At 65.1% G+C, this 20,227-nt stretch carries 11 protein-coding genes; 8 read left to right on the forward strand and 3 right to left on the reverse strand.

All coding sequences use genetic code 11. The features are described 5' to 3' along the window. Positions 1-64: 64 nt before the first annotated feature. Positions 65-1,570, reverse strand: a complete 1,506-nt coding sequence (zwf, locus tag HU729_RS09570; RefSeq protein ID WP_186709722.1) for a glucose-6-phosphate dehydrogenase — start codon at positions 1,568-1,570, stop codon at positions 65-67. Next, positions 1,567-2,574, reverse strand: a complete 1,008-nt coding sequence (gnd, locus tag HU729_RS09575; protein WP_288375576.1) for a phosphogluconate dehydrogenase (NAD(+)-dependent, decarboxylating) — start codon at positions 2,572-2,574, stop codon at positions 1,567-1,569. The genes zwf and gnd overlap by 4 nt, the downstream gene beginning before the upstream one ends. A gap of 180 nt (positions 2,575-2,754) precedes the next feature. Between gnd and HU729_RS09580 the strand changes: the two genes are divergently transcribed. The 8 genes from HU729_RS09580 (at position 2,755) to glgX (ending at position 14,795) form a co-directional block, all read left to right on the forward strand. Beyond that, positions 2,755-2,922: a DUF6026 family protein gene (locus HU729_RS09580; protein WP_186669448.1), complete on the forward strand. Its 168-nt coding sequence runs from the start codon at positions 2,755-2,757 to the stop codon at positions 2,920-2,922. A gap of 178 nt (positions 2,923-3,100) precedes the next feature. Further along, a complete protein-coding gene (locus HU729_RS09585; protein WP_186669457.1) occupies positions 3,101-3,559 on the forward strand; it encodes an SgcJ/EcaC family oxidoreductase in 459 nt (152 codons plus the stop codon). 445 nt (positions 3,560-4,004) lie between these two features. Next, positions 4,005-5,564, forward strand: coding sequence for a glycogen synthase GlgA (gene glgA, locus HU729_RS09590; RefSeq protein WP_186669459.1), 1,560 nt, complete (start codon positions 4,005-4,007; stop codon positions 5,562-5,564). Positions 5,565-5,579: 15 nt separating this feature from the next. Next, positions 5,580-7,322, forward strand: a complete 1,743-nt coding sequence (gene treZ, locus HU729_RS09595; RefSeq protein ID WP_186709730.1) for a malto-oligosyltrehalose trehalohydrolase — start codon at positions 5,580-5,582, stop codon at positions 7,320-7,322. Next, positions 7,319-9,388, forward strand: a complete 2,070-nt coding sequence (malQ, locus tag HU729_RS09600) for a 4-alpha-glucanotransferase (RefSeq protein ID WP_186709732.1) — start codon at positions 7,319-7,321, stop codon at positions 9,386-9,388. The genes treZ and malQ overlap by 4 nt, the downstream gene beginning before the upstream one ends. Then, complete coding sequence (locus tag HU729_RS09605) at positions 9,385-12,159, forward strand: malto-oligosyltrehalose synthase (RefSeq protein ID WP_186709734.1); 2,775 nt, start codon at positions 9,385-9,387, stop codon at positions 12,157-12,159. Before malQ ends, HU729_RS09605 begins: the two co-directional genes overlap by 4 nt. A gap of 17 nt (positions 12,160-12,176) precedes the next feature. Next, positions 12,177-12,440, forward strand: a complete 264-nt coding sequence (locus HU729_RS09610; RefSeq protein ID WP_186669466.1) for a DUF2934 domain-containing protein — start codon at positions 12,177-12,179, stop codon at positions 12,438-12,440. A gap of 201 nt (positions 12,441-12,641) precedes the next feature. After that, the gene (gene glgX / locus HU729_RS09615; protein ID WP_186709735.1) at positions 12,642-14,795 is read left to right on the forward strand and encodes a glycogen debranching protein GlgX; all 2,154 of its coding nucleotides are present in this window, start codon (positions 12,642-12,644) and stop codon (positions 14,793-14,795) included. A 105-nt stretch (positions 14,796-14,900) separates the two neighbouring features. Here the strand turns inward: glgX and HU729_RS09620 are convergent, their stop codons facing one another. After that, the gene (locus tag HU729_RS09620) at positions 14,901-20,051 is read right to left on the reverse strand and encodes a SpvB/TcaC N-terminal domain-containing protein (protein WP_186709736.1); all 5,151 of its coding nucleotides are present in this window, start codon (positions 20,049-20,051) and stop codon (positions 14,901-14,903) included. Between the last annotated feature and the right edge of the window lie 176 nt (positions 20,052-20,227).

The raw sequence follows: 20,227 nt of genomic DNA on the forward strand, positions 1-20,227 counted from the left end.
GCCAGCCCGCTCCCACAGGGATTGGGCTGGCCTCTAGATTGTGAACAAGACGCTCAGCCGTCTTTCAGCCCAGGCGGTGCCACTCGCGCTTGTCCCGGCTCAGCAATTCATTGCCCTCCTCGGGCCCATCCTCACCCGCCTCGTACTCGTGCACTTCGCCCCCCTTGGCCCAGGCGTCGAGAAATGGCTGTACCGCACGCCAACCATTCTCGATATTGTCGGCCCGCTGGAACAGCGTCTGGTCACCGGTCAGGCAGTCGTAGATCAAGGTTTCGTAACCGGTCGCCGGGGTCATCTTGAAGAAGTCCTTGTAGGCAAAACCCAGCTCGACGTTCTCCATCACCAGTTCAGGCCCGGGGCGCTTGGCCTGTAGGTCGAACCACATGCCTTCATTGGGCTGAATCTGAATCTTCAGGTAGTTGGGCTTGGGTCGCTCCAGCTCCGACTCGCGGAACTGCGCGTAAGGTGCAGGCTTGAAGCAGATGGCGATTTCGGTGTCGCGCACGCTCATGCGCTTGCCGGTACGCAGGTAGAACGGCACACCCGCCCAGCGCCAGTTGTCGATCATCACCCTGAGCGCGACGTAGGTTTCAGTGCGGCTTTGCGTGTCGACATTGTTTTCCTCGCGATAACCGGCCAGCCGCTTGCGCCCCTGTTTGCCCGCCACGTACTGCCCCCGCACCGAGTTCTTCAGCGCCATCTTCTGCGACCAGGGGCGGATGGCACCGATCACCTTGGCCTTCTCGCCGCGAACGGCGTCGGCGCCGAAGGCTGCCGGTGGCTCCATGGCGACCATCGCCAGCAACTGGAACAGGTGATTGGGCACCATGTCACGCAAGGCACCGGTATTGTCGTAGAACGCGCCACGCGTCTCGACACCGACCGTCTCGGCGGCGGTAATCTGCACGTGGTCGATGTAGTGGTTGTTCCAGAACGACTCGAACAGGCCATTGGAGAAGCGGCTGACCAGAATGTTCTGCACCGTCTCCTTGCCCAGGTAATGGTCGATGCGATAGATCTGCCGCTCGCTCATCACCTTGAGCAGGCAGGCGTTGAGCGCCTCGGCACTGGCAAGATCGGTACCGAACGGCTTCTCCACCACCACCCGGCGAAAACCGCCCGCAGACTCGTCGAGCAAGCCAGCCTCGCCCAGGCGCTGGGCCACCTCTGGGAAGAAACGCGGCGAAGTGGCCAGGTAGAAGATAGCGTTGCCGTGACGGGTCTTGGCGATGCGCTTGCCGATCGCCGAATAGGTCGCAGGGTCCAGGAAGTCGCCGGTCTGGTAGTCCAGGCGCTTGGCCAGGCGCGACCACAGCCCTTCGTCCAGACACTTGCCCGCCCCCTCGCCGCCTTTGTCGCGCTCGATCATGAAGTCGTGCAGGCGCTCGGCGAACTGCTCGGCGCTGGCGTGATTATGGTCGACCCCGACAATCCGCAGGTTGCGGTCCAGCAAACCGTCACGGCTGAGGTTGTACAGTGCCGGCATCAGCAGGCGCTTGACCAGGTCGCCATTGGCGCCGAACAGAAACAGCGTGCAAGGCGGCGCTGCGGGAATCGTCTGTTTGCTCATGAACCCTTCTTCTCGACATGGCCGCCAAAGCCCAGGCGCATGGCAGACAACACCTTGTCGCCGAAGGTGCCTTGCTGCTGGCGTGAGCGGAAACGGGCAAACAGCGCGCTGGACAACACCGGCACCGGCACCGCCTGCTCGACCGCCGCATCGATGGTCCAGCGCCCTTCACCGCTGTCGGACACCGAACCGCTGAACTGGGCCAGGTGCGGATCGGCAACCAGCGCATCGGCGGTGAGGTCGAGCAGCCAGGAAGTGACCACACTGCCACGCCGCCAGACTTCGGCGATCTCTGCCACATTCAGGTCGAAACGCTGGTCCTCGGGCAGCTCGGGGCCGCCCTTGCTGCGCAGCAGGTCGAAACCTTCGGCATAAGCCTGCATCAGGCCGTACTCGATACCGTTGTGCACCATCTTCACATAGTGCCCGGCACCGGGCGGGCCGGCGTGAATGTAGCCATGCTCGGCACGCCCAGGCTCGCCCGTGCGCCCCTGCGTACGCGCAATGTCACCCACACCCGGGGCCAGCGCCTTGAACAACGGCTCCAGCCGCTCGAACACACCCTTCTCGCCGCCAATCATCATGCAATAGCCGCGCTCCAGGCCCCAGACCCCACCGGAGGTGCCTACGTCCAGATAGTGCAGGCCACGCGTTGACAGGTGAGCAGCGCGGCGCACGTCATCCTTGTAGAAGGTGTTGCCGCCATCGATGATCGCGTCGCCCGGCTCCAGCAGCTCGGCGAGCTGGGTGATGGTCTGCTCGGTGGGCTCACCCGCCGGCAGCATGATCCAAACGGCCCGAGGCGCCTTGAGTTTCTGTACCAGCGCGCCCAGGTCGTGGGCGCCAAGGGCACCCTCGTCGCTCAAGGCGCTGATGGCCTCACGGTTGCGATCATGTACCACGGTCTGGTGGCCTGCGCGCATCAGCCGTCTTGCGATATTACCGCCCATGCGGCCCAGCCCGACGATTCCCAGTTGCATGTGCCGATGCTCCCCTTGCGAAATGGATGACGAACGCGATTCAGGTGTTCAGGTTAGTCCAGCGTACCGCACGAGGGTTCACCGACGAACGGCGTGACCACCATAAACAAAAAAGTTCCCAAGGGCGGGGAAAGAATTCAGAATGCGCGCCGCACGAAGCGTCTACGCTTGTCACTGTCACCAGCCAAACTGCGAGGTGTGCTCATGGGTACCTACATGCCTGCCACTCCCCCCCAGACCCTCTATGTCACCGTGCGCCGCGACGAACTGCGCCAACTGAAGGACGAGCGCGACCAACTGCGGCAACAGGTGGCCGAGCTGAACCTGTTGCTCGAACAGGCCCGCCTGGGCAACAAGGCTGCCGGACGCTGACCTTTCGCCGCACCGCGCAGCCCCTGCGCACGCGACGCCCTGTCGTACCCCGCCTCCTTAACCAGCGAAAATGCCTTCAAAGATAGTCGCCTGTTCCTATATAGGTCTCATCTCAGGCTACCTAGATTGAGCGACGCCGCGGGCCCATTCCGGTGCCTGCTTCGCGTGGAAAACACCCATGAACAAACTGACGTACTGGCTCCCGCTCGTTTTGCTGGGAAGCCTCAGCCTGCACGCGCACGCCGCGCCGCAGCCGTGCCAGCAGCTCGACGAGAAACAAGCCCTGGCGCTGTTCGAACGCTGGAACGACAGCCTGCGCAGCGGCGATCCACAGCAAGTGGCCAAACTGTACGAAAACGATGCGGTGTTGCTGCCGACGGTCTCCAGAACCCCACGCCTGACCACCGTCGAGCGCCTCGACTACTTCAAGCACTTCCTCGCCGACCAGCCCTCCGGCAAGCTCGACACTCATCACCTGAGCCAGACCTGCAACAAAGCCACACTGGCCGGGTTGTACACCTTCGACTTCGCCAAGACCGGGCAACAGGTCGCTGCGCGCTACACCTTCACCTACCGCTGGGATGGCCAGCAGTGGCTGATCCACCACCACCATTCCTCGCTGCTGCCGACCACCTGACACTGCCCGCATTCCCCGCCCAACGGATGCCTGTTGCGCCGCAGCAACGCAATGTCGCTGCGGCTTTGGTGCGCCAACGTTTGCGCAGATCAACGGTCATGCAAATTGTGACCAGCGGGTCATCCTGCCTACCTTTCGTCCCCTACACTGCGGATTCGGCCCGTGTTTTGCTCCGAAAACCAGTGACGCAATCAAGTCGAACTTTCCGAAACACGGGCAGGTCAGGAAGTAAGTAGGCCACGCAAAGGGACTTCCTCACGCGTCAGCCCGCCCACCCCACACTGTCCAGGCGCCTGTTCGGCCGGAATGCCGCTCGCGCTGTGCCTGCGCGCACGACCATGGGGCAAGGAATGCACTACGAAGATGCTGAAAGCCAAAGCGAGAACAGATACGAGATAAACGTAACGGGTGCCAGCACCCGCATGAACAAGGGACGGAGAGAAGTATGATCAGTGCCGCTGTCGAGCCTCACGCAGAATCATTCAACCTGGAAAATCGCGAGCCTGTTGCACCTGGCTTCGCCACGACAGGCAAGGCACCCGCTACCACGCGCCGCAACAACCCGCACAAGCGCAAGGTGCTGTTCGTCACCTCCGAAATCGCCGACCTGGTCAAGACGGGGGGCCTGGGCGATGTTTCCGCCGCCCTGCCCCGGGCGCTGTCACACCTGCACGATGTGCGTGTGCTGATCCCCGGCTACCCGCAAGTGGTCGATAGCGACAACCCCATTCACATCGTTGGCGAACTCGGTGGCCATGCTGCGCTTCCGCCGTGCAAGATCGGGCGCATGGACCTGCCGGATGGCCTGGTCATCTACGTGCTGATCTGCCCCGAGTTGTATGAGCGCGAAGGCACCCCATACGGTGCCAACAATGGCCGTGACTGGCCGGACAACCACATCCGTTTCGCCCGCCTGGGCCTGGCCGCCGCAGAGATCGCCGCAGGCGATGCAATGGCGCACTGGCGCCCCGATCTGGTGCACGCCCATGACTGGCCAGCCGGTCTGGCGCCTGCCTACATGCACTGGCGCGGCCTGAATACACCGACTTTGTTCACCATCCACAACCTGGCGTACCAAGGTGTCTACAGCCGAGGCTGCAGCCCGGAGCTGGCCATTCCCGACCATGCCATGCAGCAGGAAGGCATGGAATTCTACGGCAAGCTGTCGTTCCTCAAGGCCGGGCTGGCCTACTCGAGCCACATCACCACGGTCAGTGCCACCTACGCCCGAGAGATCACCACGCCCGAGTTCGGTTGCGGCCTCGACGGCTTTCTCGCCAGCAAGGCCCAGCAAGGCCTGCTGGGCGGCATCCCCAATGGCATCGACGAGAGCTGGGATTCGGCCACCGACACCCATCTGCTGCACAACTTCAGCATCAACGACTGGGAAGGCAAGGCGCGCAATGCCGAGCAGGTCCGCGAGCTGTTCGGCCTGGAGCCGTCCGAAGGGCCGCTGTTCGCCGTGGTCTCGCGCCTGGTCTACCAGAAAGGCCTGGACCTGACGTTGAGCGTGGCCGCCGACATCGTCCAGCAAGGCGGTCAGATCGCGATCATCGGCCGCGGCGAGCCGGAAGAGGAACAGGCCATGCGCGATCTGGCCCTGCGCCATCCTGGTCGCATCGGCGTGCGCATCGGCTTCAACGAAACCGATGCCCGGCGCATGTTCGCCGGCAGCGATTTCCTGCTGATGCCCTCGCGCTACGAGCCCTGCGGATTGAGCCAGATGTACGCACAGCGTTTCGGCTCACTGCCGGTGGCACGCAATACCGGTGGGCTGGCCGACACCATCGAAGATGGCGTCACGGGTTTCCTGTTCAACGAGTCGAGCGCCGAGAGCTACCGCGAAGCCTTGAACCGCGCCTTCTACGTACACGGCAAGAAAGACCTGCTCAATGCCATGCGCTGCCTGTCGATGACCCAACCGTTCAACTGGTGCCAGGCGGTGGAACCCTACGCTCGCCTCTACGAGGAACTGGTCTGCCAGGCACGCAGCCGCCACTACTGAACGAGGGCTACGAAGATGCACAGGCATGGCGCACAGCAACTGGACGCCACGTCGGCGCGCTTCGCCCTCTGGGCGCCGGATGCGCGCAACGTGAGCGTGGAAATCGAGCGGCAGCCGTCTGTCGAGCTGCTGTCCGAGGGAGATGGCTGGTTCAGCGGTATCGCTCCCTGCCAGGCGGGTGATCGCTACCATTTCAGGATCGACGGCCACCTGAAGGTGGCCGACCCGGCGTCGCGCTACCAGCCCGACGGCGTGCACGGTCCCAGTGAAGTCGTCGATCTCCAGCGTTACGGCTGGCAGCACCCTTGGCGCGGCCGCCCATGGCACGAGGCGGTGATCCAGGAACTGCACGTGGGCCTGCTCGGCGGCTATGCAGGTGTTTCCCAGCAGCTGCCACGCCTGGCAGAACTGGGTATCACCGCCATCGAGCTGATGCCGATCAACCAGTTCCCCGGCGAGCGAAACTGGGGCTACGACGGCGCCCTGCCCTTCGCCCCGCACAACGCTTACGGCAGCCCGGATCAATTGTGCGCACTAATCGACCAGGCCCATGGCCACGGGCTGATGGTGATGCTCGATGTGGTCTACAACCACTTTGGCCCTGACGGCAATTACCTGCCGCAGTACGCCAGCCGGTTCTTCCGTGAAGACCGCCAGACCCCCTGGGGCGCCGCCATCGACTTTCGCCGTGCAGAAGTACGCGAGTTCTTCATCCAGAACGCCCTGATGTGGCTGTGCGACTACCGCTTCGATGGGCTGCGCCTGGACGCCGTGCACGCCATCGACCAGCCGGACTTTCTCGTCGAACTGGCCCGCCGCGTGCGCGCCGCTGTCGAGCCGGGCCGCGAAGTGTGGCTGGTGCTGGAGAACGAACACAACCAAGCGGCGCTGCTTGAGCAAGGCTTCGACGCGCAGTGGAACGATGACGGCCACAACGCCCTGCACGTGCTGCTCACGGGCGAGACCGAAGGCTACTACGCCGACTACAAGCACCGCCCGATCGAGCAACTGGCCCGCTGCCTGAGCGAAGGCTTCGTGTTTCAGGGCGAGCCCAATCGCCATGGCACACCCCGTGGCGAGCCCAGCGCTCACTTGCCACCGAGTGCCTTCGTGCTGTTCTTGCAGAACCACGACCAGATCGGCAACCGCGCCCTTGGCGAGCGTCTCAGCCGCCTGTGCCCGCCCCCGGCGCTGCGGGCCGCCACCGGCCTGTTGCTGCTGGCGCCGATGATCCCGCTGCTGTTCATGGGTGACGAAGAAGGCAGCTGCCAGCCGTTCCTGTTCTTCACCGATTTCCACGATGAGCTGGCCGATGCCGTGCGCGAAGGTCGGCGCGGCGAGTTCGCCCACTTCGCAGCCTTCGCCGACCCCGAGAAGCGCGCGCACATACCCGACCCCAACGCCCTGCAAACCTTCGAAGCGTCACGCCCGGTCAACACACAAGTGCTCGCTGGCTGGCACGGCCTCTATCACCAACTGCTGGATATCCGCCATCGCCAGATCGTCCCGCGCCTGGTGGGCAGCCGCGCACTGGGCGTCGAAGTGCTCGGCGACAAAGCCCTCAGCGCCCGCTGGCGACTGGGCGACGGCTGCGAGCTGCGCATCGATTTGAACCTTGGCGCATCTGCGCAGCCCATTACTTTGCCAGGCATAGATACACGCCTGTTCGACAGCAGTGACAACGCCCATCCAGACTCCACCCTGGCCGCGTACAGCTGCGTGGTCAGCCTGCTTCCCTCTCGCCTGGAGACGCCATGAGCGAAATGCCCCTGCACCGTCTCGCCGCCCGCGCGGGCCTTGCCCGCGACTGGATAGACGCGAACGATCGTCCCCAGCAGGTATCTGACGAGGCTCTGCGCCGGGTTCTGCAAGGGCTTGGCCATCCCGCCGAGGATGACGCTGCCATCGCGCGCAGCCTGGCCGCCCTGGAGCAGCTCGAGGACAGCGAGCATCTGCCGCCACTGCTCACCGCCGACCTTGGCCAGCCGCTGGCCCTGGCACGCTGGTTCAGCCCAAACAGCCCGGTACGTTGCACCCAGGAAGACGGCAGCGTGCACGCGCTGACCCTCGACCCACTGGCACAACTGCCCGGCGAACTGCCTATCGGCTACCACCGCCTGGAAATCGATGACCGACAGGTCACCATCGCCGTCGCGCCGCCGCGTTGCCACAGCCTGCAGGACGGCACCGAGCAACACCCTCCGCGTTGCTGGGGCCTGGCCGTGCAACTCTACAGCCTGCGCCGCCCTGGTGACGGTGGCTATGGCGACTGCCTGGCCCTGGAGCAACTGGCGCGCAGTGCGGCAGAGCGAGGCGCCGATGCGCTGGCGATCAGCCCGATCCATGCGTTGTCGATGTACGACCAACAGCACTTCAGCCCCTACTCACCATCCAGCCGCCTGTTGCTCAACACCCTCTACGCCAGCCCCTCGGTACTGCTCGGCGAGCGCGAGGTGCGCACGGCGGCCAAAGCTGCGGGCCTGACCCAGAGCCTCGAAGACCTGGAGCAGACGTCGCTGGTCGACTGGCCGCGCGCGGCCGATGTGCGGCACAAGCTGCTCAAGGCGCTGTATGCAGATTTCAGCCAGAGGGAACACCCCCTGCGCCCGGACTTCGACAGCTTTCGCCAGTCCGCTGGCCAAGCCCTGGAGCACCATTGCCATTTCGAAGTGCTGCAGGCCGAAGCCGTGGAGCAAGGCCTGGGCGCCGACTGGCGCGCATGGCCGGACGCCTGGCGCAGCCCCGAGGAGCCGGAAGTGCAGGCCATGGCTGCGGCCTACCCGGCGCTGGTGGAGTTTCATGCCTTCTGCCAATGGCTCACCGAGCGCAGCCTGCAACGCGCCCAGGATGCCGCGCGCAGCAACGGCATGGGCATCGGCTTGATCGCTGACCTGGCGGTGGGTGCCGACGGTGCCGGCAGCCAGGCCTGGAGCCGCCAGGACGAACTGCTGGCCGACCTCAAGGTCGGCGCGCCGCCCGACATTCTCAATCGTTCGGGCCAGGACTGGGGCATCTGCGCCTTCTCGCCCGACGGCCTCAAGCGCAACGGCTATCGTGCCTTCATCGAAATGCTGCGAGCCAATCTCGCCCACGCCGGCGGCCTGCGCATCGACCACGTGATGGGGCTGCGCCGCCTGTGGCTGATCCCGCGCGGCGCCAAGCCGAGCGAGGGGGCGTATCTGAACTACCCCGTCGAAGACCTGCTGCGCCTGCTGGCGCTCGAATCGACACGCCATCAGGCGGTGATCCTCGGCGAAGATCTCGGCACCGTACCGCCCGGGCTGCGTGAGCAACTGGCGGACAAGGGCGTGCTGGGCATGCGCGTGCTGCCGTTCGAGCAGACCTCGCCCGGCCACTTCAAACCGATCCTCGACTGGCCCGATACCGCCCTGGCCACCACCGGCACCCACGACCTCGCCCCGTTGGCCGGCTGGCTGCGAGCACGGGACATCGACTGGAACCACCGCCTGCAACTGATCGACGCCGCCACCGAACTGCACTGGAGGCATGAGCGCGAGCAGGAGATTCACGGCCTGCGCCGCAGCCTGGAAGCGAACTATGGCCCTTTGAAGGATAACGACGCCTTGATCGACACCGCCATCCGTTATGTCGGCCACACCCGCGCACCGCTCGTGCTGGTCCCACTCGAAGACCTGCTCGGCAGCGACGAACAACCCAACCTGCCCGGCACCACCGACGGCCACCCCAACTGGCGTCGACGCTTCGCCCTGCCCGTCAGCAAACTGCTCGACGACGAGGATGCCGCACGTCGCCTGGAACTGCTGGCGCAGGCCCGCGAACAAGCCTGGGAGCGCGACCGATGAAGCCCTTGACCGCCACCCAGCGCCTGCAGTTTCACAGCGACTTCACCCTCGACGATGCCGTGCCACTGGTGCCCTACTTCGCCCGGCTGGGCATCAGCCACCTGTACGCCTCGCCCATACTCAAGGCCCGCGCCGGCTCCCGGCACGGCTACGACGTGGTCGATCCGACCCAGGTCAATCCCGAGCTGGGCGGCGAAGCGGCGCTGCAGCGGCTGGTGGCCGCGCTGCGCCAGCACGGCATGGGGCTGATCCTCGACACCGTGTCCAATCACATGGCCGTGGGCGGTGCCGACAACCCCTGGTGGCAGAGCCTCCTGGCCTGGGGGCGGCGCAGCCCCTACGCCGAATTCTTCGATATCCAGTGGCACTCCAGCGACCCGCTGCTGGCTGGCCAGTTGCTGCTGCCGTTCCTGGGCAACGACTATGGCATCGCCCTGCAGAATGGCGAGATTCCGCTGACCTTCGACGCTGAGCACGGGGTGCTGCAGATCGAGCACTACGAGCACCGTTTCCCGATCTGTCCGCTGGATTACGGACGGATCCTCAGCCAGAGCGATGCCCCCTCGCTGCAGGCGCTGGGCATGCGCTTCGGCGCCTTGGGCGACTCCACCGACCCACTGACCGAGAGCCTGCCATTGCACGCGGAACTGGCCCACCTGGTACGCGAGGGCGCCCACCTGGAGCAGGCCCTGGCCGCCTTCGACAGCCACAGCGAAGCGGGCTTCAAGCGCCTGCACCTGCTGCTCGAGCGCCAGACCTATCGCCTGGCCAGTTGGCGCACCGCCGCCGACGACATCAACTGGCGACGTTTCTTCGACATCAACGAACTCGGCGGCCTGCGTGTGGAGCGAGCGACGGTGTTCGAAGCGACCCACGCAAAGCTGTTCGAGCTGATCGCTCGCGGCCTGGTCGATGGCCTGCGCATCGACCATATCGACGGCCTGGCCGACCCTCGCCGCTACTGCCGCAACCTGCGCCGCCGTGTCGATCACTTGCTGGTCCTGCGTCCACCAGAAGCGGCACTCGAGCATTTCCCGATCTACGTGGAAAAGATCCTCGGTGCCGACGAGCACCTGCACCAGGACTGGCTCACCGACGGCACCACCGGCTACGAGTTCATGAACCAGGTCTCGCTGCTTCAGCACGACCCGTCCGGCGAAGTGCCGTTGACCGACCTCTGGCGCAACGTCAGCGAGCGCCCCGAGTTCGACGAGGAAGTGCGCATCGCAAGACGTCTGGTACTCAATGCCAGCCTGGCCGGTGACTGCGAGTCGGTGGCCCAGGCGCTGTTGCAGGTCGCCCGCGACGATCTGATGACCCGCGACCTCACCCTCGGCGCAATCCGTCGTGCCCTGCAGGCGCTGGTCGAGCACTACCCGGTGTACCGCACCTACATCAATGCCTGTGGCCGTCCCCAGCAGGATGAGGCGTTCTTCCAGCGCGCCCTGGAAGGTGCCCGGCAATCGCTCGGCGAAGCCGACTGGCCATTGCTCGAACACTTCGAGCGCTGGCTCGGCGGACAGCCCTGGCGTCAGTTGCCTGTCGGCCGTGCCCGCAAGCACCTGCGCCATGCGTGCGTGCGCTTCCAGCAACTGACCGCACCCAGCGCCGCCAAGGCGGTCGAGGACACCGCGTTCTACCGCAGCGCCCGCCTGCTCTCGCGCAACGACGTGGGCTTCGAGGCCGAGCGGTTCAGCACCACACCTGCGCAGTTCCACAACGAAGCGCAACGCCGCCTGCGTGACTTCCCGGATAACCTGCTGGCCACTGCCACCCACGACCACAAGCGCGGCGAAGACTGTCGCGCGCGCCTGGCGGTGCTCAGTGAACACAGCCAGTGGCTCGCCAGCCGCGTCGAGCACTGGCGCGAACTGGCCGAGCCGCTGCGTGAAACCCTCGAAGACGGCCCGGCACCCAGCCCCGGCGATGAGTTGCTGCTGTTCCAGACCCTGCTCGCCAGTTGGCCCATGGAGCTGGGCCGTGACGACCCGAAAGGGCTCGAGCAGTTTGCCGAGCGCGTGCACCAGTGGCAGCAGAAAGCCCTGCGCGAAGCCAAGCTGCGCAGCAGCTGGGCTGCCCCCAACGAGCGCTACGAACAGGCCTGCGCCCGCTACCTCGATGGCCTCTTGCTCGACAGCGAAAACCAGCAACTGCGCCACTCGCTCGCCGACGCCGCCGCGCGCATCGCCTGCCCCGGTGCGCTCAATGGCCTGGTCCAGTGCCTGCTGCGCATGACCACGCCGGGTGTTCCCGACCTGTACCAGGGCAACGAATACTGGGACTTGAGCCTGGTTGACCCGGACAACCGCCGCCCAGTGGACTACCCGGCAAGACGCGCCAGCCTCGACGCCAGCCTGCCCGAGGCCGAGCTGCTTGAACACTGGCGCGACGGACGCATCAAGCAGGCCTTGATCGCCCGCGTGCTGGACCTGCGCCAAGCGCATCCCGAGCTGTTCCTGCGCGGCGCCTACCTGCCGCTCAACGCCCAGGGTCGCCACGCCGACAAGGTGCTGGCCTTCGCCCGCCTCGGTGAGGGCGAGCGTGCCATCGTCATCGTGCCACGGCTGGCCAGCAGCTTGCTGGACGCGGCCCCGATCCCCCTGATCCCAGCACAGAACTGGGACGATACCCGGCTGATCCTGCCGTTTGCCTTGTCGCCTGCCACTTGCACGGGACTTTTCGCACACACCGCTGTCAGCCCTTCTAGGGAGCTGATGCTGAGCAATGTGCTGTCGGAATTTCCGCTCAACCTGTTGATTGAACATGCATGAACTTCAGGAGCGTCGAAATGAGTGTCGATGAAAAGCGTATCCGCGAATTCGCCTACCAGATCTGGGAGTCGGAGGGTAAACCGGTAGGCCAGGAAGAGCGCCACTGGGAGATGGCCCACAAGCTGGCCGAAGCCGAGGCCCTGGCGCCCAAGGCCGCACCACGCAAGAAGGCCCCGGCCAAGCCCAAGGCACCTGCCGAACCCAAGGCCGCCGCGCTGCCGGCGGGCAAGCCTGTGGCCGAGAAGAAACCACGGGCGCCACGCAAGCCCGCCGCCGGCTGATATCCGCCTGCAGCTCAACCCATGACCTGTGGGAGCGGCTGTCTTGTTAAACATCCAAAGGCCAGCCCCTCCCTGTGGGAGCGGGCTTGCCGGCGAACACGGGCGTAGCCCGTGCCAGGCAGCGCAGTGTCTTTTTCGCGGGCCAGCCCGCTCCCACAGCGCACTGCCGAATTTAATTCACCTGGCCCGACGAGGACTGCCATGAACCCACGCACGCCGAAGAAAACCCGTTCCGTCGCGCCCACCCGGATTCGCGAGGGCCTGCCCTTCCCGCTCGGCGCCACCTGGGACGGACTGGGCGTCAATTTCGCGCTGTTCTCCGCCAACGCCACCAAGGTCGAGCTGTGCATCTTCGACGCGACCGGCGAAAACGAGCTCGAGCGCATCGAGCTGCCCGAATACACCGACGAGATCTACCACGGTTACCTGCCCGACGCGCATCCGGGGCTGGTCTATGGTTATCGCGTGCAGGGCCCCTACGAGCCCCAGAACGGTCACCGCTTCAACGCCAACAAACTGCTGATCGACCCCTACGCCAAGCAACTGGTGGGCGAGCTGAAATGGTCCGAGGCGCTGTTCGGCTACACCCTGGGGCACCCCGACGACGACCTGTCGTTCGATGAACGCGACAGCGCCCCCTTCGTGCCCAAGTGCAAGGTCGTCGACCCGGCCTTCACCTGGGGTCGCGACCAGCGGGTACAGATTCCCTGGGAGCAGACCGTCATCTACGAAGCCCACGCCCGTGGCATCAGCATGCGCCATCCGGCAGTGCCCGAGCATCTGCGCGGCACTTTCGCGGGGCTTGCCAACGACGCGCTGCTGGCCCACATCAAGGACCTGGGCGTTTCCAGCATCGAGCTACTGCCCGTGCACGCCTTCGTCAACGACCAGCACCTGCTGGACAAGGGCCTGAACAACTACTGGGGCTACAACACCCTGGCCTTCTTCGCCCCCCATCCCAAATACCTGGCCAGTGGCAAGATCGCCGAGTTCAAGGAGATGGTCGCGCACGTCCACGAGAAGGGCCTGGAAGTGATCCTCGATGTGGTCTACAACCACACCGCCGAGGGCAACGAGCGTGGCCCGACCCTGTCCATGCGCGGTATCGACAACGCCTCCTACTACCGCCTGATGCCTGACGACAAACGCTTCTACATCAACGATTCGGGCACCGGCAATACCCTCGACCTGAGCCATCCCTGCGTACTGCAACTGGTCACCGACTCACTGCGCTATTGGGCAGGCGAGATGCATGTGGACGGTTTCCGCTTCGACCTGGCGACCATCCTGGGCCGCTATCACGACGGCTACAGCGAACGTCACAGCTTCCTCGTCGCCTGCCGCCAGGACCCGCTGCTGCGCAGCGTCAAGCTGATCGCCGAGCCCTGGGACTGCGGCCCCGGCGGCTACCAGGTGGGCAACTTCGCCCCCGGCTGGGCGGAATGGAATGACCGCTTCCGCGATACGGCTCGCGCCTTCTGGAAAGGTGACGAGGGCCAACTGGCCGATTTTGCCGCGCGCCTGACAGGCTCCGGCGACATGTTCAACAACCGCGGCCGGCGCCCTTACGCCTCCGTCAATTTCATCACCGCCCACGATGGTTTCACCCTGCGCGACCTGGTCTCGTACAACGAGAAGCACAACGAGGACAACGACGAGAACAACCAGGACGGCACCAGCAACAACCTGTCCTGGAACTGCGGCGTCGAAGGCCCCACCGACGACCCGCAGATCAATGCCTTGCGCATGCGCCAGATGCGCAATTTCTTCGCCACGCTGCTGCTGTCCCAAGGCACGCCGATGATCGTCGCGGGTGATGAATTCAGCCGCACCCAGCATGGCAACAACAACGCCTACTGCCAGGACAGCGAGATCGGCTGGGTCAACTGGGACCTGGACGAGGACGGCACGCAACTGCTGGCCTTCGTCAAGCGTCTGACCCGGCTCAGGCTACAGTACCCGGTGCTGCGCCGTACGAGCTTCCTGGTCGGCGACTACAACGAGGCGATCGGAGTCAAGGACGTCACCTGGCTCGCTCCCGACGGCAGCGAGATGAGTGTGGAACAGTGGGAAGACCCGCACGGGCGTTGCCTGGGCATGCTGATCGACGGCCGCGCGCAAGTCAGCGGCATTGCCCGGCCAGGAGCGGAAGCGACGGTGCTGCTGATCGTCAATGCGCACCATGACGTGGTGCCGTTCAAGCTGCCGAGCGTACCTGAAGGCGAACACTGGAGTTGCCTGGTCGATACCGATCGGCCGCAGTTGCGCAAGGCACAGCACCTGGCGTTCGAGAGCCTGTTCGAGGTACAGGGCCGCTCGGTGCTGTTGCTGGTGTTGCAGCGCGAAGAGGAATGACCAGCCAGCGATACCCGCCCCCGCCCGCGTGACCATTGCCGATGGGCTGCCCGGCAGCCCATCGGCACGTTGCTCGAGCCACATCGATGGCCCGAGGCCGGCGCCTCAATGCAAAGTACTGCGCGCCTTGAGCCGTGCCCGCTCGATGACCTCCTGCCAGGTATCGTTTTCGTCTTCCGATACCTTGAACCAGGGGTATACCTGCACGCGCTGCTCGTAGTTCGCCCACTCGCCTTCGACATCCTCGCCATTGGCGCGCACGATCCTGCATTGGCGGCCCAACGCATCGTAAAAGTGCGTGTCGGCATAGATGCCTTCACGCGCACTGTCGTCGCTGACCCAGCGCCAGTCGTCGAGGTAGAACGGCAACCACATTCGAACCGCCTGCCCTTTGTTGTCGAACTCGGTCTTGCCGGTGACCGCCCAGCGCACCTCGGTGTGAGCCGACACCGCGTGCCCATCCTGATCCTGGGCAAGGCCTCCTTCCTCGGTACGCACGAACGCCTCGCCGCCCGGATTGAGGATGGCGACCTGCAACAACTGCGAGCCGCCTGTCAGCGACACCTGCACGCGCACCTGTTGCTCGGGATCGTTGTCATAACGGTCGGGCTGGATCTGGATCACATGGGGTGGCGTGCGCCCGGCCATGAACAGCTCGCCAGACACCTCTATGCCATCCCGACGCAAACGCTGCGCATCCCGCTGCCAGGCCAATGCACCGCAACGGCGGGTGCCCACGACACGACCATCGGCCTGCAGCGCCAAAGGCATCCAGCTGTCGACCACGGTGGTGAATGCCATGGCCACCGGCACCCCTTTGCTCTCGTTGAGGGCCACGGCCTGCTCGACCGTGCGAGGGGGCGTGAAGGCAGCATCGGGGGAGAAGCCGCTCATGACGGCTTCATCGCTGCCTGCCGGGGTTTCAGTACCATAGAAACGGGTATGCATCACCCGCCCCAGAGCATCGAGGCTGCTGGTGTGGGTGTTGTCATTGGCGTCCTTGATCTGCACTGGCTGCATGAAGCGCCAGTCATACACCTCGACAGTGGAGGTCAGACCGGCAGCATCGGTCACTTTGCACACGGCGATGTCATGGGCGCTGTACTGCAGTTGGCTGGGGCCAGTCACCGTGCTTTCCTGGACGGTGTCGGGCATCCAGAAATGCTCGGCGCCACGATACTCCGAAATGCCGTGGTGGCCGCAGTACGCCTCTTCGACTGGCGGCGACCACGGAATCGACGGCGCGCCTGTATCGGAGGGATCGTGCGGCTCGGCCAGTTCCTCGGCATCCTCCGGTCGGCTCATGGCGACATAGCCGCCACGCTTGAGCAGCTCGGTCAGGGATTCGGCCTGCACCCGGGTGTCCAGCAAGTGCTGGACGTCTACCAACCATGCCTGGAGCTGGACTGGGTGGGATGGATCACCACCGCGCATCGCAAGGTTGGCCAGCACGACTCGCCAGAACACGCTGTCAGCACCGGTCACGGCCAGTCCGTCCGCCACTGCGCCATGCAGGCGCTGCAGATCCGCACTGCCTTGCGCCTGGCCGGCGAACCATGCCACCACCGCTGGCAGGGCCGCATCGGCCACACGGCTCTGCTTGCGCAACGCCGCCTGCAAGCCCTCCGGCAACACCGCAGCGTCGGCCTGGTACAGCCGCTCGCGCAAGGCATCCACCGAAATCACGGTCTTGAGCGCCGCGCGCAGCATCCCGAGCGCCTGCTCGTCCTGGGGCGAGCACTGCAGATAAGCCATCAGCAGTGAGTACGAGGTCGCAACCGCCGTCACGTGCGGCAGGCGATCGCGCACCCGGCGCAGCACTGCCGGGTCGGCATTCGGGTTGGCCAGCGCCTGCTCCACCAGATTGCCCAAGGTCTGCTCGAAGGTCGGCCGCAGGACATCCAGTGAAGCCTTGTCGAGCATCGCCGTGCGGGTATAGGCCAGCAGTGCCTGACGCGAAGGGACCGTCGCGGCGCCTGAGCCATCGGCTTTCCGCCAGATCGCCTTCTCGTAGCCGACCAGCGTCGTCCTCTGCGGATCGGCCATCAGCAGTTCATCCACTGCCAGGTTCTCTACACTGAAACCGTCCATGGGCACGTCGCTGGCCGCCAGCTTGATCACATCCCGGCGCGTGCCATCCGCCAGACCGATGACAAAGTCATCGCCACGGACCAGATTGTGCACGCGGGAGCGGGTCAGATTGACCCAACAGTCGTACTGCTGCTCATCGCAACTTGCCTCGATCAAGCCCGCCGGCAAGCTGTCGGGATAGATCTGCCGCTCACTCTCATCCTTGACCAGGTCCGCCTCGCGCAACTGACGCGGATAGTTGACGACAGCGCTTTGCAGCACGTTGCCATACAAGTCCTGGGCGAGAACGAGCGTCTGGGCGACCACCGGGTCCTGCGGCACCCGTTCGCAGCTGAATGCCAGCTGCTGGATTGGCGTCACCAGCGCGCTCGGTCGCTGAGGATCGGCACTGGCCAAGGCCCGGATCTGCAGGCGCGAGCGCTCGAGGCTGTAGGGGTTGCCGGCACGCGGATGGCCGTCTTCCCCGTACACCTCACTGCGCATGACCTGGCCACGGACCGCGCGGTACAACCAGGCGCGCAGCGCCCCCGTTACCTCGAGCGCCTCCTCTGCATCGTCACGCCATTGGGTGAAACGCGGTGGGGCCTGAGGGAATCGGGCATCCATGTCGACAAAGGCGTCGTCAGCCACCGCATCGAGCGCCTCCACCCCAGTGTAGAACCAGGTGCAGGTACGCGAGGGCGGCGACAGATGGGCGGCCATCGACCGGACCATGTCATGGGTGTCGGTCTGGATCAGGCGCCTGAACCCGGCAAATTCACGTTCGCGGCCATCCCACACGCCGCCGAGATAGGTGGTCTCGCGACCCATGCACAAACCGGTAATTTCATTGATCGTCGTGATCCGGCTCACGGTATGGACCGGGAACGGCAAGTAGCTGACCGGCGTCTGGCCGCGGGCCAGTTGCTCGGCCTTTTCGTCGAGCCAGGCCTGGGCCGAGCTGCGGTACTGCAACTCGGTGCGGTTGCCGATGTTGTCGACGATGGTCGACAGCAACCACGGCCGGTGGTCGTTGAAGCGGTACAGCCAACTGCGGGGTGTTTTTTCAGGGCCATGGCCCGGCACCGTCACCAGCAAGTCGGCAGTCCCCTGGCCACGGATGTCGGCCACCTGCAGCTGGGCTTCATTGTCCAACGTCACCCCCTGCGGCATCTCGATCGCAGGCCCCTCGACGAAACGGTTGCCGCACTGGCTGATGAACACACGGATACGGGCGGGTTCCAGGTAAAGGATATCGGTGGTGCCCGCACCGTCGGTATCGGCGAGGAACACCCGCGAGGCGTTGAAATCCTCCACCTTGAAACCCGGGATACTGATGGCCTCGTCGAACCGGCCATAGCCCAGGGACGGCCAGAGCGTCACACTGTCGCCAGTGATGCGCAGCAGGTGCGACTGGCCACTGCCGGCAGGATCGGCGAAGGCGACCAGTTGCCGGTCGGCCCCATCCAGTGATGGCAGCGCTTCGCGCCCCGCGTACTCTGCAGTGACCGCCGCCAGCCAGCCGTCGGCGCCTGCGGAGGGATATAGCCGTACGCTCCGTGGGCCGAGGGCGCGCAGCATGACCACATCGGAGCGGCCATCGCCGGTGAGATCAGTCATCTGCGCAGCCTGATGGCCATACTCGCTGGGCAAGCCCAACAGCGGTTTCCACGCCCCCCAGATACCGTCGGGCGCCAGCGTGAAACTGCCACGCATTCCCGATTCGGTGATCAACCACTCGGGGCGGCCATCGCCATCCAGGTCGGTCAGGCTGCCGGTGCTATCGGCCGGACGCTTGGGCAAGAGCTGCGGCGCCCCCCAGATGATCGCATCCTGCGCCGCGCCTCGGGCCTTGTCCGGGCGCATCGGCGGCCGGTAATGCCAGGCGCCTCGATCCCGGTACAACAGCCCTGGCACGCCTTCACCCTGCAAGTCGGCCATCTGCCATGCAGGGGCCCAGAAGCCGTCGAGCGCTGGCACCGCTTCCCAACCGGGCGTAGCTCTGCCAGGTCGGGTCAGCTCGAACTCCATCGGCGGCAAGCGACAGTCGGATACGCTCGACAGTTGTTGCACCGACACCAGAATGCTGCAGACCGGGCCGCTGTCGTACTGCAGGTGCAGCCGTGCCACCAGCTCTGGCGTGTCGTCGGCCTCGCCGTTCATGCGTGCGGTGCGGTGCCAGAGCAGCACATCGCGGCACAGCCGGCGGATGCGCACGTTGAACCCATAGCGCCAGAACGAATGGCAGTCGTCGCGCACCGGCCAATCCTGCTCCGGCGCAAGCCCAGGCACCCGCTCGGGGTCGGCGCCGCGCTCGCCATAGTCGAATTGGGTGAAGGTGAGAAAATCCGTCTCGTCGAAGCCGTCCTGGGGAATCAGCAGCGCCTGCGAAGGCGTGGCGTTCATGGCATAGACAGTATCGGCATAGAGGTTGGCGACCTGCGGGTGGGCCTTGAGCTCCTGGTCGCTGCAGCCTTTGTCGTCTTCGGCGCGATAGCGGTACACCAGGTGCTCGCCACGGGCCGAAACGCGCTCCTCCAGGTACCAGCCCGCCACACGTTCAGGGGCTGCGGGATCGCGCAGACGTGCAGAGGCCGACCAGCCGAACAACGAAAGGCTGCCATCGGGCTGCCAGTGCAGCCAGAAACCAGGGTCAGCCGCAGCGCCTTTGACGACCCAATGCTCAAGACGCTGCGATGGCGCGCCGCTGCGCAGGCACCAAGGGGTGACGCTGTAGGTCTCACCACCAGAGGCCTCGGCGAACGGCAAGGCTGTGCGGTCATGGGGTGCACCGGCCTTGAGGATTTCCTCCCCGGACGGGCCGACCATTCGGTCGTTGCCGTCGTATTTAGGGAAACCGAAGCGGGTCATGCAGAAGATCGCCGGCAGGTCGCAATCCCAGCCGGCGCCGAAGGCGCTGTTACCGCCGCCAGAGGAGTAGTACAACGCCAGTTCCGCCGACAGCGCACGACCAGCCGGCGATGGCAGGGGCATTTGCCAACCCGCCGCACCGTCCGGGCCACCCGCCGAGAGCATGCCGCCACCGACCGAGACCGTGCCACCGCCCTTGGGCAGGGCTGGGGGGGTGTAGAAGGGAGCGCCGCCCTCTTCCCTCGCGGACGCGGGGGCCTGACCCGAAGCAGCAGCCTGGTTTTCGTGTGAATACCCATCCAATGAGTCGGGCATGAGCCCCTCCTGTGACCAGTTCCAATCTACTTATGTATGACGCGCAGCATTAAACTGCACAGTCACTTCAGAACTCCCGACCGCCCATAACCCAAAGGCGAGCTGTTTAGCAATGCCTACAAAACATCACGTAACCAGGACAACAATACGGCATCGAGCGCTCGTCACGTGTCAAA

This window comes from Pseudomonas sp. RW10S2 (assembly GCF_014268985.1).
GTDB classification, from domain to species: Bacteria; Pseudomonadota; Gammaproteobacteria; order Pseudomonadales; family Pseudomonadaceae; genus Aquipseudomonas; species Aquipseudomonas wayambapalatensis.

What these genes read in the sequence shown, in the direction of transcription:
- zwf (WP_186709722.1), bottom strand. Translation starts at nt 1,570, where the DNA reads ATGAGCAAACAGACGATTCCCGCAGCGCCGCCTTGCACGCTGTTTCTG.
- HU729_RS09580 (WP_186669448.1), top strand. Translation starts at nt 2,755, where the DNA reads ATGGGTACCTACATGCCTGCCACTCCCCCCCAGACCCTCTATGTCACC.
- HU729_RS09585 (WP_186669457.1), top strand. Translation starts at nt 3,101, where the DNA reads ATGAACAAACTGACGTACTGGCTCCCGCTCGTTTTGCTGGGAAGCCTC.
- glgA (WP_186669459.1), top strand. Translation starts at nt 4,005, where the DNA reads ATGATCAGTGCCGCTGTCGAGCCTCACGCAGAATCATTCAACCTGGAA.
- treZ (WP_186709730.1), top strand. Translation starts at nt 5,580, where the DNA reads ATGCACAGGCATGGCGCACAGCAACTGGACGCCACGTCGGCGCGCTTC.
- malQ (WP_186709732.1), top strand. Translation starts at nt 7,319, where the DNA reads ATGAGCGAAATGCCCCTGCACCGTCTCGCCGCCCGCGCGGGCCTTGCC.
- HU729_RS09605 (WP_186709734.1), top strand. Translation starts at nt 9,385, where the DNA reads ATGAAGCCCTTGACCGCCACCCAGCGCCTGCAGTTTCACAGCGACTTC.
- HU729_RS09610 (WP_186669466.1), top strand. Translation starts at nt 12,177, where the DNA reads ATGAGTGTCGATGAAAAGCGTATCCGCGAATTCGCCTACCAGATCTGG.
- glgX (WP_186709735.1), top strand. Translation starts at nt 12,642, where the DNA reads ATGAACCCACGCACGCCGAAGAAAACCCGTTCCGTCGCGCCCACCCGG.
- HU729_RS09620 (WP_186709736.1), bottom strand. Translation starts at nt 20,051, where the DNA reads ATGCCCGACTCATTGGATGGGTATTCACACGAAAACCAGGCTGCTGCT.